9 protein-coding genes are annotated in these 13384 nt (G+C 73.7%); 1 reads left to right on the forward strand and 8 read right to left on the reverse strand.

Features of this window, described 5'->3' with window-relative positions; genetic code table 11:
• On the reverse strand, window positions 1-1445 hold a 1445-nt coding region (locus tag ABZX61_RS55060), incomplete at its 3' end, for a PAS domain-containing protein (protein ID WP_355208475.1).
• Between the two features lie 207 nt (window positions 1446-1652).
• On the opposite strand from ABZX61_RS55060, the gene ABZX61_RS55065 reads away from it, so the two are divergent.
• Window positions 1653-4469, forward strand: a complete 2817-nt coding sequence (locus ABZX61_RS55065; RefSeq protein ID WP_355208478.1) for a BTAD domain-containing putative transcriptional regulator — start codon at window positions 1653-1655, stop codon at window positions 4467-4469.
• A gap of 28 nt (window positions 4470-4497) precedes the next feature.
• On the opposite strand, the gene ABZX61_RS55070 is transcribed toward ABZX61_RS55065, so the two are convergent.
• From ABZX61_RS55070 to ABZX61_RS55100, 7 genes are all read right to left on the reverse strand, one after another.
• A complete protein-coding gene (locus tag ABZX61_RS55070) occupies window positions 4498-6801 on the reverse strand; it encodes a penicillin acylase family protein (protein WP_355208481.1) in 2304 nt (767 codons plus the stop codon).
• A gap of 8 nt (window positions 6802-6809) precedes the next feature.
• On the reverse strand, window positions 6810-9023 hold the full coding sequence (locus ABZX61_RS55075; RefSeq protein WP_355208484.1) for an FtsX-like permease family protein: 2214 nt from the start codon (window positions 9021-9023) through the stop codon (window positions 6810-6812).
• Window positions 9020-9712: an ABC transporter ATP-binding protein gene (locus ABZX61_RS55080; RefSeq protein WP_355208487.1), complete on the reverse strand. Its 693-nt coding sequence runs from the start codon at window positions 9710-9712 to the stop codon at window positions 9020-9022. Before ABZX61_RS55080 ends, ABZX61_RS55075 begins: the two co-directional genes overlap by 4 nt.
• Window positions 9709-10236: a PadR family transcriptional regulator gene (locus tag ABZX61_RS55085; protein WP_355208489.1), complete on the reverse strand. Its 528-nt coding sequence runs from the start codon at window positions 10234-10236 to the stop codon at window positions 9709-9711. Before ABZX61_RS55085 ends, ABZX61_RS55080 begins: the two co-directional genes overlap by 4 nt.
• Before the next feature lie 79 nt (window positions 10237-10315).
• Window positions 10316-11020: a GNAT family N-acetyltransferase gene (locus ABZX61_RS55090; RefSeq protein WP_355208492.1), complete on the reverse strand. Its 705-nt coding sequence runs from the start codon at window positions 11018-11020 to the stop codon at window positions 10316-10318.
• Between the two features lie 13 nt (window positions 11021-11033).
• Window positions 11034-11978 carry an NAD(P)H-binding protein gene (locus ABZX61_RS55095; RefSeq protein ID WP_355208495.1) on the reverse strand — a complete coding sequence of 315 codons (945 nt, stop codon included), beginning with the start codon at window positions 11976-11978 and terminating at the stop codon, window positions 11034-11036.
• A 115-nt stretch (window positions 11979-12093) separates the two neighbouring features.
• A complete protein-coding gene (locus tag ABZX61_RS55100) occupies window positions 12094-13371 on the reverse strand; it encodes a hypothetical protein (RefSeq protein ID WP_355208498.1) in 1278 nt (425 codons plus the stop codon).
• Between the last annotated feature and the right edge of the window lie 13 nt (window positions 13372-13384).

The following is a 13384-nucleotide window of genomic DNA, read 5'->3' on the forward strand; positions in this document are numbered from 1 at the left end:
GTGGTGAGCAGGTTGCGCTCCTCGCCCGTGAACTGGCGCGGATCGGTGAAGGAGACGACGCAGCTGCCGACGGGGCGTCCCGAGGCGATCAGCGGCAGGAAGGCCCACGCCTTCTTGCCGCCCGCCGCCGGCAGGTCGGCCGTCTCGGGGTAGCGCTCGATGTACTCCTCGACCGAGTTGATGAACATCGGCGTGCGCTCCCGCAGGGTTTGAGAGATCGGGAGCCCCGCGGTGGCGGGTATCCGGGTCACCCGGTCGATGAACTCCTGCGAGTACCCGGTGAACCCGACCGGCCGCAGGTGGTCGCCCTCCAGGAAGGTCAGCATGAGACCGGCGGCGTCGAACGCCGGCAGGATGTGCTCGGCCGAGGCGTCGAAGACGTCCCGCACGGTGACCGCCTCGGCCAGCGCCCTGGTCAGCTGCTTGATGCGGGCGGAGCGCTCCTGGGCCGCGCGCTCGGTGTGATTCGTGCGCTGCTCGGCGACCGCCTCGAGGTCGTCATGGGTCTTGGTGATGTCCCACAGCGTGCCGACCATGCGCGCCGGCTCGCCGTTCTCGTCGACCAGCAACCGGCCGCGGGCCCGTACCCAGACGTCCGTGCCGTCCGGGCGGCACACCCGGTACTCGGTGTTGTACATCCTGCCCGCGCGGATCGCCTCGTCGATGTCGGCCAGCACCCACGGCAGATCCTCGGGGTGGACCAGGGCCATCCAGGTCTCGATGCGTCCGTCGAAGGTGCCCGGCTCGATGCCGAGCAGGGTCAGCATCGCGTCGTTCCAGATGGCGTCCCCGGTCCGGATGTCCCAGTCCCACGTGCCGATGGTCTCCAGGTGCTGCGGCAGGTGAGAGCCGGCGGACCGGCTCCGCCCGCCCATGGGGCCCGAGCCGGGCGGTGGCGCGGAGGACCTGCCCAGGCGCCCGCCCACCCAGCGGCTCAGCAGGTCGAGGAAGGCCCGCTGGCCGGGCGACGGCTCGTGCGGGGAGGCCGTCACGATCGAGAGCGTGCCGATCGGACCGCCGGGGCCGAGCAGCGGGACGGCCGTCATCGCCGTGCCGACCGGCCAGGACCGGGTCTCGGCCGTGGCGGAGCCCTGCTGGGGGATGTCGGCGGCGACGTTCGCCATGGAGACCCGGACGGACGCGGCATTGCGGAAAGCGCGGGCAGGGCCGAGCGGGCCGTTGCCGTCGACGCGCTCCCACGCGAGGGTGAGCGCGGGGGGTAGTCCGCTGGTCACGACGAGACGCAGCCCGCCGCCGTGACCGGGGCTGCCGAGGTGCACCATCCCGCCCAGCCCGGCAAGATCGGCCACCGCCTGCTCGAGCGCGAACCGCAGGAGCTCGATCCCCCACAGATCGTCACCGACCTCCGCGAGCAGCCGTCTTCGCTCCTCGGAAACCTGGTCCGCCGACCCGGTCCGCGGACCCTGCGCACGCTGTTCGCCCATCCCATCCCCTCACCACGTCGCCGGGGTCATCAGCGTCGATCTGGGGGGAAATTGCTCATATTGGGGTATATCTACCGAGTATAACTACCCAGAGCGCACGACCCCTTGCTCCACTCGCGCTAGCGGTGGTGCGGGGCGCCCCGCGGCATGCGAGCATCCAGACGGGGTCGCGACCCCCGGATGATGAGCCGGTCTCTGGAGGGCTGAGTGCTACGAGTCGATTTCGGCGTGCTGGGGGAGATCTGCGCCTGGGCCGACGGCCAGGCGATCGAGCTGGGGCCCGCCAGGCAGCGAAGCGTGCTGGCGGCGCTGCTGGTGAAGGTCAACCAGCCGGTGTCCCTCGACCAGCTGACCGACTGCGTGTGGGGGGAGGATCCGCCGCGCCGGCCGACCGCGACCCTGCAGAGCTACCTGTCCCGGCTGCGTACGTCCCTGCCGGCGGCCTGGGACGGCGGCATCCGCCGCAGCGGCGGCGGCTACCTGCTGCGGGCCGACGAGAGCGCGGTGGACCTGCACCGCTTCCGTGACCTGCGGAACCGGGCCCGCACGAGTGACGACGCCACCGCCGAACGCCTGTACGAGCAGGCGCTGGACCTGTGGCGCGGCGAGCCCTTCGCGGACCTGGACACCTCGTGGGCGAGGGCGCAGCGGCACGTCCTGCAGGGTGAGCGGCTGGCCGCGCGCCTGGCCTACCACGACGTACGGCTGCGCCGCGGCGGCCACGCCGCGCTCCTCGGCCCCCTGGAGTCCCTGGCGGCCGAACACCCGCTGGACGAGCGGCCGGCCGCCCAGCTGATCCTCGCCCTGTACCGCAGCGGCCGCCAGGGCGAGGCCTTCCAGCAGTACGAGCGGATCCGCAAGCGGCTGGCCGCCGACCTCGGCGTGGACCCCGGCCCCGACCTGCGGCTCCTGCACCACCAGATGCTCACCGCCGCGGTGGCGCCGGCTCCCGCCGAGTCCGCCCCCGCGCCTCCCGCGCCCACGCCGCCACCCGCCGGGATCATGGTGCCGCGCCAGTTGCCCGCGCCGCCGCCGGTGTTCGTCGGACGCCCGCGCGAGCTGGCCACCCTGGACGACGCGCTGACCGGCGACGGCAGGGACCGGGTGGCGATGATCTCCGCCATCGGCGGGTACGGCGGCATCGGCAAGACCTGGCTGGCCCTGTACTGGGCGCACCACCACGTGGACCGCTTCCCGGACGGGCAGATCTACCTGGACCTGCGCGGATTCGACGCCGGGAACGCGCCGATGCCGGTGGAGACGGCCCTGCGCCTGCTGATCGGCGCGCTCGGCGCGGATCCCGCCGCCGTCCCGCAGCGGCCGGAGGAGCAGACCGCGCTCTACCGCAGCCTGACGGCCCGCAAACGCCTGCTGATCGTGCTCGACAACGCCCGCGACACCGCCCAGGTCGTCCCCCTGCTGCCGGGCACGCCCTCCTGCACCGTGCTGGTCACCAGCCGCAACCAGCTCCCCGGGCTGATCGCCGGCCACGACGCCCGCCACGTGCCGCTGGACGTGCTCGACGCCGCCGAAGCCCGCCGGCTGCTGGTGCACCACCTGGGGCCCGAGCGGGTCGACGCCGAGCCGGAGGCGGTGGCCGCCCTGGTGGAGCGCTGTGCCGGGCTGCCGCTGGCGCTGAGCATCATCGCGGCCCGCGCCCTGATGAGCCCGTGGCTCCCGCTCGCGTCCCTGGCCGAGGAGCTGCGCGCGGAGTCCACCCGCCTCGACGCGCTGGACGCGGGCGAGCTGTCGGCGGACCTGCGGACCGTGTTCGCCGCCTCGTACCGCGCGCTGGAGCCGGAGGCGGCCCGGCTGTTCCGATTACTGGCCCTGCACCCGGGACCGGACATCCCGCCGCCCGCCGCGGCCGGCCTCCTGGGCACGGACGCCCGGCGGCCCATGGCCGGGCTGGTCCGCGCGCACCTGGTCACCGAGCACGCTCCCGGCCGCTTCGCCCTCCACGACCTGCTGCGCGACTACGCGGCCGAACGGGCGTACGCCGAGGACACCGAGGCCGAGCGCGACGCGGCGCTGCGCCGCCTGCTCGACCACTACCTGCACACCGCGCACGCGGCGGCCCTGCTGTTCTACCCGAACCGGCGGGCGATCCAGCTGACCGAGCCCCTCGCCCCCGGCGCCGTCCCGGTCGTCCTGCGCGACCACCAGCAGGCCGCCGACTGGCTCGCCGCCGAGATCCAGGCGCTGCTGTGGGCGGTCAGGCGGGCCGCCGACGCCGGGCTGGCCACGCACGCCTGGCAGCTGGCCTGGTCGCTGGCCGACTACCTCAACCGCCAGGGACGCCGGCAGGACATCCTCACCACGCAGCAGGCCGCCCTGGACGCCGCCCGGGGCCAGGACGACCTCGTCGGGCAGTGCCGGGCGCACCAGACCATCGCCCGCACCCATCTGCGGCTCGGCCGCTACGACGACGCCCGCGTCCAGCTCGATCACGCGCTCGACCTGGCCACCCGGCTCGGCGACCTGGCGCTCCAGGCTCGCGCGAACCACAGCCTCACCATGGTGTTCAGCGCTCAGGAGCGCCACAGCGAGGCCCTCGCGCACGCCCAGCGGGCACTTGAGCTGTACCGGGACCTGGGCGACAAGAGCAGCACCGCCGACATTCTCAACTCCGTCGGCTGGGAGCACGCCGAACTCGGGCATCACCGCGAGGCCGTCGACCACTGCGAGCAGGCCGTGGCCCTGTTCGAGTCGCTCGGCGACCCGTACGGCCAGGCGGCCGCCCTGGACAGCCTGGGCTACGCCTACCACCGCGCCGGCGACCACGACCGGGCCGCCGGCCGCTACCGGCACGCTCTGCGGCTGTTCCGGGAGGTGGGAGACCGCGGGGAGGAGGCGGCGTGCCTGCTCAACCTCGGCGACACCCACCGGTCCGCCGGTGACGAGGCGGCGGCCCGCCGGGAGTGGCGGGCCGCGCTGGACATCCTCGACGAGCTCGACCGGCCCGGCGACGATCCGGTACGGAGCAGGCTCGCCGCCCGCCTCCGCCTCACCGGGGACCGCTGAAGGCCCGGTGAGGTCCCCGCCGACCGGATCACCCGCGCACGGTGGAGGTCCTCAGCTTCGGGTCGGCGGCGATCTCGGCCTCGGTGAAACGCTCGGTGACCCACTGGCCGCGCGAGAACAGGACCGTCTGGTCGGTGTGGTGCGGCGAGCTGGGGTCGGCGGAGAGCGAATAGGTGAGGATGGTCCGCGTACGCGGCCCGGCGGGGGTGAGCTCGACGGCCATCATGAAGGTCGAACCGGTGTCCACCTCCGGGTAGCGCCCGTCGGCGCCGAGGATGCCGCGCATGCGTACCCGGTCGAAGCAGCCCTCCCCTTCGGTGCAGCCGGGGATCGGGATCGAGGAGTAGCGCTGCGCCTGGCCCGGGGTGAGCGTCAGGGGGATGCCGCCGGCCTGGAAGGCGGCCACGGCGTCGGCCAGGGCTCGCCGTACCACCGGGTCGTCGCTCTTGAGACCCCGGGGGGTGGCCAGCGGGCGCGCGGGATCGAACGGCACCCGCCACGGGCTGTAGACGGGCTCTCCCGGCTTGGTGGGCTGCCCCAGCCGCTCGAAGAACTCGCGCCACAGGATGGCCCCCTGGCCGTCCAGGGTGGCCCGCCCGTTCCACTTGAGCAGTGTCCGGCAGGCCTCGCGCACGTCCACCGGCTTGCCGCCGGACGTGGTCAGGGTGCTGTCACGGCACAGCTTCGGCAGGTCCGGGCGCATGAGGTCGAAGGTGTAATTGCGCTTGCCCTGCACGCTCGCCTGCAGCGTCTCCAGGGTGAAGCCGGGAGCGCCGAGCCCGTCGGCGCCGGACAGTCGCTGGACGATCATGTCCAGGCTGACGCGCGGGCGCGGCTCCAGATCGGTACGCGCCTTGCCGAACGCGCGCGGGTAGCCGGTCAGCGGCGCCAACGGGTTCGTCATCCAGAAGGTGTTGTTGGAGTTGGCCACGTAGTCGCTGCGGGTCAGCCTCGGCCGGTCGCCGGGCCCGAAGACGCCGGGCACGACGGCGTCGCGGTCCCTGCCCCACAGGCACGCGGAGGTCGAGCCGTCCAGGACGTACTCCTCCAGGCCCGGGATGGGGGAGGGCTTGCCGCAGCGCTCCGCCTGGGCGTCGGTGACGTGGGGGACCATCGAGGTGTCGGCGAAGTAGGCGCTCCCGCCGGCGTCGGTGGCGAGCGTGTGGACGAACGGCATGCCCTGGAAGGTGTTCTGGGTGGCGCGCAGCTGGGTGAGGTTCCGGGCCCTGGCCATCGCCAGCCACTCGTCGGCCGCGCGCAGGTTGTCGGCGTTGACGTCGGCCAGCGCGTAGGCGACCTTGCCGGTCTGCCCGGCGGCCAGCACCGGGCCGTAGCGCGAGGTGTAGAGCGTGTGGTCCACGACGGTGCCGTCCTGGAGGGTGACCTGCACCTCCTGGCGGCCCATCGGCTCGGTCCGGCCGTCCACCTGGTAGCTGGTGCGGTCCACGAGGTCGAGCCGGTAGAGGTTGAACCGCTGGGCGTGGGAGACCGTGTGGGTCCAGGCCGTGGTCGCGTTGTGGCCGATCTCGACGACCGGCGTGCCGTACAGGCTGCCGCCGGAGACGTCGAGCACGCCGGGGATGGTCAGCTGCACCTGATAGAAGCGGCGGATCCCGTTCCAGGGGAAGTGCGGGTCGGCCAGCACCATGCCGTGGCCGTCTCGGGTCGCCCGGCGGCCGAGCGCCCAGGCGTTGCTGCCCGCGGCCGGCCTGCGCTCCGGCCCCTCGGCCTCGGCCTCCCCGACGACGTACTCCTTCATCCCGGCGATGCCGGTCATCCGGCTGAGGTCGAGCAGGTTGTTCCACAGGTCGGTCGCGGTGATGGGGCCGACCCAGGCCTTGCCCCGGCAGGTGGGATCCGGCAGGTTCGCCACGCCGGTCTGCTCCAGGTAGCGGTTGTACCCGGCGACGTAGCCGTCCACGAGCCGGCGCAGCTCGCCGGTCGGGCCCAGCGGCGATCGCCGGGCCAGCAGCCGAGGCACCACGCCGGAGTCGGCGACGCTCTTGTAGTAGACGTCGCTGACCAGGTTGGCGACCGGGCGGACCGGGTCGTCGGACTTCGCCTGAGGGCCGAAGTACCGGGACCTTTCGCCCCGTAACGTCACCACCCAGGAGGCCAGCACGCAGAGGTTGTCCTGCGCGAAGGCGTAGCCGTACCCGAATCCGAGCCCGCCGTAGTCCTTGGCGGATATGTGGGGAATGCCGTACTCGGTGCGCCGGATCTCGGCGGAGTAGCGGCCGTCGTCCGCCAGGGCGGGCGCGTCGGTGCGCACCACCACCATGACGGCTGCGACCAGGGCCAGCGCGATCAGCGCGGCCGATTTCAGCTTCATCGCAACTCCTATTCGAAACGCGCGTTGTCGGGCGCGGTCATGCGCCTGAGCAGCGGGAGGGCGGTGAGGATCACCAGGAGGGAGGCGGCCAGGCCGCCGCCGAGGGAGGCGAAGTAGACCGGCCCGGGCATCGCGAGCGAGGCGCCCTTCATCGCGAGCTGGCCGATGAGCGGCTCGGCCACGGCGAAGCCGGCGCCGGCGGCGAGCACGGCGGCCAGGACGAGCGGCAGCGCCGACTCCAGCAGCACCACCGTGGCCAGGGTCCGCGTGGGCGTGCCGGCCAGCCGCAGCAGCGTGAACGGCTGCCTGCGCTCCACGAGGCCGCCGCCGACCGCCACCACGAGGCTGCAGCCGCCCGCGACCAGGGTGAGCGCGACCATGGCCAGCGCGATGCTCTCCGCCCTGGTGTACAGGTCGGCCCTGACCTGGGCGACCTCGGCGAAGGTCATCGGCGCCTGCGCGGAGTAGCCGGCCATCAGGGTACGCAGCCGCTCCAGCGTCGCCGCGTCGCCCGTACGGATCATGACGGCCATCAGATCGAGCCCGGCCGCGGAGGCGGACTCGCTGGCCGGTCCGGCCAGCGGGAGGAGCTTGTCGATGGTGAGGGGGTTGTCGGCGCCGACGACGCGGTCGAACCGGCCCAGCACGGCCTGCGCGCCCGCGGGGCACCGGCCGAGCACGGGGAAGCGGGCCAGGTTCGAGCACTCGACGACGGAGGTCGCGGGCGGCGAGCCGTCGGGCGGCGGCCGCAGGCTCTCCAGATCCGCCCTGGCGTAGATCGGCAGCACGTCCACGCCGGGCTGGGCGCGCACCTGGGCGAGCAGGTCCGCCGCCGCCCGCGGCGACAGGCTCGCGATGCCCGGCCGCCAGAGCGTGGCGCCCAGCACGTCGTTGAGCGTGCCGCCGGCCACGGCCCGCTGGCCCGCGACCACCGTGGGCACGAGGGCCGCGATCGTCGTCCCGATGAACACCGCCAGCACCAGCCCGCTCACCGACCTGAACGCGGTCTTCGGGTCGGCGGCCAGGCGCTGCGCGGCCAGTAGCGTCGCCGCGCCGCGGGTCAGCCGGGCGGCCAGGCGCGCGCCGAGCATCGTCAGCCACGGCCCGGCCAGCACGAGCCCGGCCATGGTGAGCGCGATCCCCGCGTTGGCCAGCAGGGTGTCGGGTTTGCCGTCCTTGAACGCCGGACCCGCGAGCAGCCCCAGCCCGGCGAGCAGCGGGATCACCCGCCACGCTCTCGGCGGCGGCGGGGCGGTCTTCCTGGCCACGCCGAGCGGTGAGATCCGCACCCGGCGCAGTGACCACAGGGAGGCGCCCGCCGCGACGACGGGCACGCAGGCGAGCACGGCCACGTACTGCCAGAGGCTCGGGACCGCCAGCTCGGGGAAGAAGCGCGAACCGGTGATCCGGATCCCGGCCACGACCGGCCGTACGAGCTGGAAGAGCACGACGCCGGCCAGCGCGCCGAGCAGCGCGCCCAGCGCGGCGTCCACCGCGGCGAGGATGTTGATCTGCCGGGAGGTGGCGCCGACCAGCCGGATCGCCGCGAAGCGCGTCTCGCGGCGGGCGGCGGCCAGCCGGGTGGCGGTGCCCACCAGCACCAGCAGCGGGACGATCAGCCCGACGGCGGCGATGCCGAACCCGAACTGGTAGACGTCCGCGCTCTGGTCGACCGCCGGCTCGGTGGCGACCGTGTCGACCCGCCGGGTGCCGATCATGGCGGCGACCTGCTGCGGCGTCCCGCCCACCACGATGACCAGCTCGTCGGGCCCGGACAGCGCGGCCCGGCCGATCAGGCCCGCCCGCGTCCCGGGGAAGCGGGCGGCGAGTTGCTCGCGCGGCGCCGAGTCCAGGAGCCGGGCCAGCGCCGGCGAGGCGTAGTACTGGCCGGGGCCGGGCATGCGGGACAGGCCGGGGATGACCGGCGCCCGGCCGCCGAGCCCGGCGGCGTCGAGCCTGGTGATCGTCCGGCCCGCGTAGAAGTCCTCGCGGAGGTTCCACAGAGCGCCGTCGCCGGTGGCGTCCAGGGCCCAGCCGCTGGGCGCCGTGCCGCGCGCGCACTCCCAGCAGGGCCGGTCGCCGGTGGCCTGGAAGGCGTTGAACAGCGACAACGTCGCCAGCAGCACCGCGACGCCGACCGCCACCCCGGCCACGATCAGCGCCAGCCGGGCCGCCGTCTCCCTGCCGCTGCGCAGCGACAGCCGCAGCCCCAGCGAGATCATCGGAGGACCCCGCCGGCGTACGGGTCGGTCACCTTGCCGTCGCGCACCACGACCTCGCGGTCGGCGCAGGCGGCCACCCGGGCGTCGTGCGTCACCACGATCACGGTGGCGCCCTCCTCGCGGGCCAGGCCCACCAGCAGGTTCATCACGTGCTCACCGGTGAGCGAGTCGAGCGCGCCGGTCGGCTCGTCGGCGAAGATCACGCGCGGCCCCGTCACCAGCGCCCGCGCGATGGCCACCCGCTGCGCCTGCCCGCCCGACAACTCCCCGGTACGTCGGCCGCCCAGCCCGGCCAGCTCCAGCCGCTCCAGCCAGGACGCGGCCCGCACGTACGCCTGCCTGCGTCTGGTACGGCTGAGCAGCAGCGGCAGCGCCACGTTGTCGGCCACCGTCAGCTCGGGCACGAGCTGGCCGAACTGGAAGACGAACCCGAAGGCGGTGCGCCGCAGCTCGCTGCGGCGGCCGTCGTCCAGCGTGTCGAGCCGCCGCCCGTCGAACCACACCTCGCCGGTGTCCGGGGTGAAGATCCCGGCCAGGCAGTGCAGCAGCGTCGACTTGCCGGAACCGCTGGGCCCCATGATGGCCAGGACCTCGCCCGCGGCCACCGACAGGCCGGCCTCCCGCAGCGCGGGCGTGCTGCCGAAGGAGCGGCTGATGCCCTCGGCCCGCAGCAGAGCGTTGACGATCATCGTTCGCGCACCGTTTCCGCCAGCGCCCCCAGCCTGGCCTGGGTGACGTCGATCCACCGCAGGTCGGCCTCCAGCCGGAACAGGGCATGGTCGGCGAGGAGCGTGTCGATCAGCGCGCCGCCGCGTTTGATCTCGGACAGCTCCCGCATGCGCCGCAGATGCGTGGCGCGCTGGGCGTCGAGGTAGCCCGCCGCGTCGCGGCCCAGCATCAGCGCCAGCACGACCTTCGTGAACAGCACCGTCTGCAGGTACGGCTCGGCCTCGACCGGCTCGGCCAGCCACCTCTCGACCTCGTTCCGGCCGACCGGGGTGATGGCATAGCGCTTGCGGTCGGGGCCGTCGCCCGGCTCGCTCTGCCCGGCGGCGATCTTGCCGTCCCTGACCAGGCGGGCGAGCGTGGAGTACACCTGGCCGAACGGCAGGGACTTGCCCCCGCCGAAGTAGGTGTCGTAGTCGCGTTTCAGGTCGTAACCATGGCTCGGCTCCCGCTCCAGGAGGCCGAGCAGCGCAAGGGGAACGCTCATGCCCGGAGACTATACTCTGAGGGTATATCCGCGGCGTATAAACACCCGAGCTCGCCGGATCTTCGGCGTGCGAGCGGTCCTAGAGGCGGATGCTGATCTGCGCGCCGTGCTCGCGGAAGCCGAGCGCGCGGGCGACGCGCCGCGACGGCTCCGGACGTGCCCGCCACTGGGGCAGCAGCCCGATCGCCAGCGCGTCGGCGACCGCCGCGGAGGCCGCCAGGCGGGCCAGCCCCCGGCCGCGCCACCGCGGCGCGGTCAGCACGCTCACGTGCGCGGCCGCGTCCAGCCAGGGGCGGAAGCCGGCGGCGGCGAGGACGTCCCCGCCCTCGCGGACGGCGTAGGCGGCCGAGGCGATCTCCTCCAGGCCGGACTCGTCCGCCTCCTCCTGCGGCACCGATTCGAGCAGGGCCCGGATCGCCGGGTGATCGGCCGGCAGGCGTTCGACGTCGGCGACGGGCGGGGCGGCGACGAAGTCACCGGCGTCGAGGTAGGCCAGTGTCGCCGGGCCCAGGACGTCCAGGACCGGCAGGAGGTCCGGGAGCCGGGCGAGGCCGGCGTCGCCGAGGGCCGGCAGCGCGCTCCGCACCGGCTCGGCCAGGCCGGCGCCGGGCACGGTGGCCAGGATCGCCCCGCCCAGCACGACGACGCCCGTCCAGCCCGGCGGGCACAACGACGACCCGGGCGAGACCACGACCTGCACGTCCCCGCTCGCGGGAAACGTGACGGGGGTGCCGGCCAGGGCCGCCCACAGGTCACGCGCCCGCTCCAGCGCACTTCTCGGCATCCTCCGATGATCGCTACCGGCGGCCCCCAGGGCCAACCCGGGTGCCGCCGAAGAGGGCCGCGTGACCGGCGACGAAGTTCTTGACGCTCGTCGCGGGCCGTCCGGTGATGGTCTCGACGTCGTGGGTCAGGCGGGCGTAGCGGCCCCGCGCGTGCAGCCGCGCCATGGTGGAGATGTGCTCGGCCACGTGGTCGGGCAGCTTCGCCTTGCGGAGGTCCCGCTCGATCCACTCCTTCAGCGGCATGTCCACGTACGTGATGCGCCGCCCCAGGGCCTCGGAGTACTCCGCCGCCACGGCGTTCATGTCCTCCGAGCGCGGGCCGGTGAGCTCGTACACCTTGCCGACGTGCGGCGACGGGGCGGCCAGGATGGTCGCGACGACCTCCGCCACGTCGCCCGCCGCGACCGGCGAGGTCCGCGCGCCCCCGAACGGCAGGCGGATCTCGTCCCGCTCGGCTATGGAGGCGGCGGCGAAGAGGGTGAAGAAGGGGTGTTCGAGGAAGACCGTGGGCCGGACGACGACCAGCGGCAGCCCGGACCAGGTGAGCGCCTGCTCGGCGAGCCAGTGCAGTCGCTGCTGGCGTGACTCCTCCGTGCTCGTGGTGGTCATCCCGGAGACGGTCATCTGCGAGAGGTTGACGAACGCCCCGATGCCGGCGGTCTGGCGGGCCACGGTCGCCATGGTGACGGCGCCCTCCAGGTACGACGGCGAGACGCTCATGCTGAAGAACACCCGGCCGACGCCGTGCATGGCGGGCACGACGTCGGCGGCGCGCGTCATGTCGGCGACGACGACCTCGGCCCCCGTGGCCCGCAGCGCCTCGGCGCGCTCGTCCTCGCGATGGACGAGCGCCCGGACCGGGAGCCCCTGGCGCCGCAGCGTCTCCACGACGGTCCGGCCGACCGCTCCGACGCTGCCGGCGGCGCCCGTGACGAGAATCGGTCTGTCCTGGGGCATCGGTCACCTCCCGGACCCACCCCAGCAAACTCGGGACGATTCCTCCATCGGGACGCCCGGTGGATGGCGATGTCGTTAATCCGGGACCATCAAGATTTCGCCAGTGGTGCCGAGTTCAGGAGGGATTGACGTCGGCGATGGCGACGGAGAAGACGACCCGTTCCTCCTCGCCCTCGGTGAGCCCCCACAGCTCGCCGGTGGCGTACCACTGTGACAGGTCCTCCGGCCGGTACGCCCAGCTCGTGTGGGCGCTGATCGTCCGGGGCGTGGTGGCGACGTTCACGGTGGCGAAGCGTCTTCTCGGGTCGGGGCCGGGGTGCGCGCCGGCCGCCATGTTGAGGTAGAGGAGGTCGCCGTCGGACTGGACGCCTTGCACGTCGCTGATGGCGTCGGCGGGGTCGGCCGGGACGGTGGACACCCAGGCCTGCACGGGCGCGTTGACGAGCCGGTAGTCGCCGTCCGGGGGCGGCTGGAACCGGTAGCGGACCAGTTTGGTGCCGGCCGGGGAGCCCGTCGAGCCGCTGGAGGCCTTGTAGGTTCCGGTGATCAGGCTGGCGCCGCCGGAGCTGTGGCGGTCCAGGGAGACGTAGTCCAGGCGGATGGGGGTGATGTAGTGGCGCACCTCGGGGATGACGTACTTGTAGTCGCCGCCGCTCCCGTCCCGCTTGCGGTAGATCTTGTGGGTGTCGAACACCCGGATGGTGTTGTACGTGGAGTCGGGGCCCGAGTAGCCGTTCCAGTTGGTGCTGGAGGTCATGAACAGGTAGGGGCCGTACCAGGCCAGGCCGCCGCCGTGCCCGTACACGCGCCGCAGCTTCCCCTGGCTGTCGACCCACACGGGCAGGACGTTGCGGTAGCGGCGGTCGTCGAGGTCGACCACCGACAGGTTCACGGAGTTGGTGCGGTAGTCGGGGTTGTCCGGGTCGGGGGAGTTCAGCCAGACCCAGCTGGTGATGAGCGCCCGGTGGTCGCCGCCGATCGGGGTGCCGTCGAGCTGGGCCTCGCCCGAGGTGGCCAGCCCCTGCGGCACCCAGGGGGAGTGCGGGAGGTCCTCCTTGTCGCCCTGGGCGGCGGCGGGCCAGCAGAACCAGGAGCGGACCGGCACCCGCGGCAGATAGGCCGCCCGGGCGGCGCAGGCGGGGTCCTCGTTGCCGGGCAGCGCGACGCGGTCGGTCCCGCTGAGCGCCCCGCCGATGCCCACCTGCTCGTACTCCGCCGTGAGCGGCACGGTGTACGGGTCGGACCCGGCGCGCAGGTCGAGGCCCGTCAGGCTCAGGGGCTGGAGTGGTGCCGTGGCCGTAGTCAGGGCCGACGCGGCGCCGGGCGACAGCGCGGGCGCGGCCAGGACGCACGCGGCACCTATCCGTACGAGCCAGGTCAAAGGGGTGGTCATGGAGGTGCTCCTC

The organism is Nonomuraea sp. NPDC003709 (assembly GCF_040610775.1).
GTDB lineage: Bacteria > Actinomycetota > Actinomycetes > Streptosporangiales > Streptosporangiaceae > Nonomuraea > Nonomuraea angiospora_A.

What these genes read in the sequence shown, in the direction of transcription:
- ABZX61_RS55070 (WP_355208481.1), bottom strand. Translation starts at nt 6,801, where the DNA reads ATGAAGCTGAAATCGGCCGCGCTGATCGCGCTGGCCCTGGTCGCAGCC.
- ABZX61_RS55075 (WP_355208484.1), bottom strand. Translation starts at nt 9,023, where the DNA reads ATGATCTCGCTGGGGCTGCGGCTGTCGCTGCGCAGCGGCAGGGAGACG.
- ABZX61_RS55080 (WP_355208487.1), bottom strand. Translation starts at nt 9,712, where the DNA reads ATGATCGTCAACGCTCTGCTGCGGGCCGAGGGCATCAGCCGCTCCTTC.
- ABZX61_RS55085 (WP_355208489.1), bottom strand. Translation starts at nt 10,236, where the DNA reads ATGAGCGTTCCCCTTGCGCTGCTCGGCCTCCTGGAGCGGGAGCCGAGC.
- ABZX61_RS55090 (WP_355208492.1), bottom strand. Translation starts at nt 11,020, where the DNA reads ATGCCGAGAAGTGCGCTGGAGCGGGCGCGTGACCTGTGGGCGGCCCTG.
- ABZX61_RS55095 (WP_355208495.1), bottom strand. Translation starts at nt 11,978, where the DNA reads ATGCCCCAGGACAGACCGATTCTCGTCACGGGCGCCGCCGGCAGCGTC.
- ABZX61_RS55100 (WP_355208498.1), bottom strand. Translation starts at nt 13,371, where the DNA reads ATGACCACCCCTTTGACCTGGCTCGTACGGATAGGTGCCGCGTGCGTC.